Origin of the sequence: Actinomycetospora sp., assembly GCF_036497585.1 — a bacterium.
Lineage (GTDB): Bacteria > Actinomycetota > Actinomycetes > Mycobacteriales > Pseudonocardiaceae > Actinomycetospora.
Map to the genome: position 1 here is coordinate 1 of NZ_DASXJD010000197.1, position 1,711 is coordinate 1,711.

The 1,711-nt window shown below is 75.3% G+C and carries 3 protein-coding genes; all 3 read right to left on the reverse strand.

The window, feature by feature from the left end; genetic code table 11:
• Window positions 1-168: 168 nt before the first annotated feature.
• The 3 genes from VGH76_RS19070 to VGH76_RS19080 are packed head-to-tail and all read right to left on the reverse strand — an operon-like array spanning window position 169 to window position 1,578.
• Window positions 169-1,020: a crotonase/enoyl-CoA hydratase family protein gene (locus tag VGH76_RS19070; RefSeq protein ID WP_331558293.1), complete on the reverse strand. Its 852-nt coding sequence runs from the start codon at window positions 1,018-1,020 to the stop codon at window positions 169-171.
• A gap of 13 nt (window positions 1,021-1,033) precedes the next feature.
• A complete protein-coding gene (locus tag VGH76_RS19075; protein ID WP_331558294.1) occupies window positions 1,034-1,417 on the reverse strand; it encodes an STAS domain-containing protein in 384 nt (127 codons plus the stop codon).
• Window positions 1,414-1,578, reverse strand: coding sequence for a hypothetical protein (locus VGH76_RS19080; RefSeq protein ID WP_331558295.1), 165 nt, complete (start codon window positions 1,576-1,578; stop codon window positions 1,414-1,416). The genes VGH76_RS19075 and VGH76_RS19080 overlap by 4 nt, the downstream gene beginning before the upstream one ends.
• Between the last annotated feature and the right edge of the window lie 133 nt (window positions 1,579-1,711).

The window sequence follows — 1,711 nt, forward strand, 5'->3', positions numbered from 1 at the left end:
GACGGACGAGGCCCGAACGATCCAACACTGGACCGCCCGCCCTCAGAGCCGGACTCCTCGCCACCCACCGAACCAGCCGGGATGCGCATTGCAACCCTGGAACCCCAGGCCGATCAAGTCCCGGAGCTCCTTACATGAGCCTCCACCCGAGCGGGTGGGCTCAGGAGCTCAGCGCCCGGTGAAGCGCGGCTCCCGGCGCTCGCCGAACGCGGTGAACGCCTCCGCGAGGTCGGCGCTGGGCAGGAACGCCGCGTTCCACGCCCCGACGTAGCGCAGACCCGCCTCCACGCGCGGCGCCCGCTCGGCGTCGAGGACGTCCTTGATGCCGCGGGTGACCAGCGGCGAGTTCGCCGCCATCGCGCCCGCGAGCTCGAACGCCGCGGACCGCAGCGCCTCGCCGTCGTCGAGGACGCGGTTGACCAGCCCGATCCGCTCGGCGTGCGCGGCCGAGACGTCCGCGCCCGTGAGCGCGAGCTCGCGGAGGTGCCCGTCGCCGACGATCCCGACGAGGCGCTGCAGCGACCCGAGGTCGGCGACCATCGCCATGCGCACCTCGCGCACCGAGAACAGCGCGTCCGCGCTGGCGAGCCGCACGTCGCAGGCGGTGATGAGGTCGACCCCGCCGCCGACGCACCATCCCTCGACGGCCGCGACGACCGGCGTGCGGCACGACGCCACCGAGGTGATCGACGCCTGCAGGTCGCGGAGGTGGTGCAGGAACTCCTCGCGGGCCCAGGCGGTCGGGTCGGTGAGCACGCTGCCGAGCGACTCGGTCGCGGCGCGCAGGTCCAGCCCGTAGGAGAACCGGCCCTCGGCGCCGGTGACGACGATGGCGCGGACGTCCGGGTCGGCGTCGAGGGCCGCCATCACGGCGGGCAGCTCGGCGAAGAACGCGGGCGCCATCGCCCGGGCCGTCACCGACACCTCGGCCACGTGGGTGGCCGGGGTCTCGCGGGTGACGGCGAGGGTCTCGAGGTGCTCGGGCAGGGCGGCGGTGCCGTTCGCGGCCACGGACGTCATGACGCCGACTAGATCACCCGTGCGAGCGGGCGTCCACCTCGCCGGTAGTGCCGGCGTCCCGCAGCACCCGGTCGAGCCCGGTGAGTCGCAGCGCCCGCTTCGGCTCCCCGTGGACCCCGCGGACCCCGAACGTGCCGCCGGCGGCGGTGACGCGCTGCGAGGCCCCGAGCAGGACCCGCATGCCGCAGGAGTCGCAGTAGGGCACCGCCGCCAGGTCGACGACGAGGCGCACCGCGCCGTCGTGGTTCGCGAGGCGGTGGTCGATGGCCGACTCCAGCTCGCGGAAGTGGGTGTAGTCGATGTCGCCGCTGACCACGACGACGAGCGTGCCGTCGGCCGCGTCGCCGGTGCGGATCGCGAAGTCGAGCCCCTCGTACTCGCTGTGCCCCGTGCTCACGCCGACCCCTCCGCGGTCCCCTCCCGGAGCCCGGCGCAGGCATCGCGCACGGCGTCGGGGCGGAGCAGGGCGGCGGTGCGGGGCGAGTCCCCGAGCCGCGTGGCGAGCTCGTCGACCGCCCGGCCGACCTCGTCACCGTTCAGCCCGCCGGGCACGCTCACCGACCCGCGCCCACCGCTGGGGTCGGGCTACGAGCGGATCGCGCCGGTGGCGCCGTGCGCTCCGGTGGTGCCGGCCGACGCTCCGGGGGGCACCTGGGGCGAGGCGGTGAACATGCCGATGACGGCGCACTTC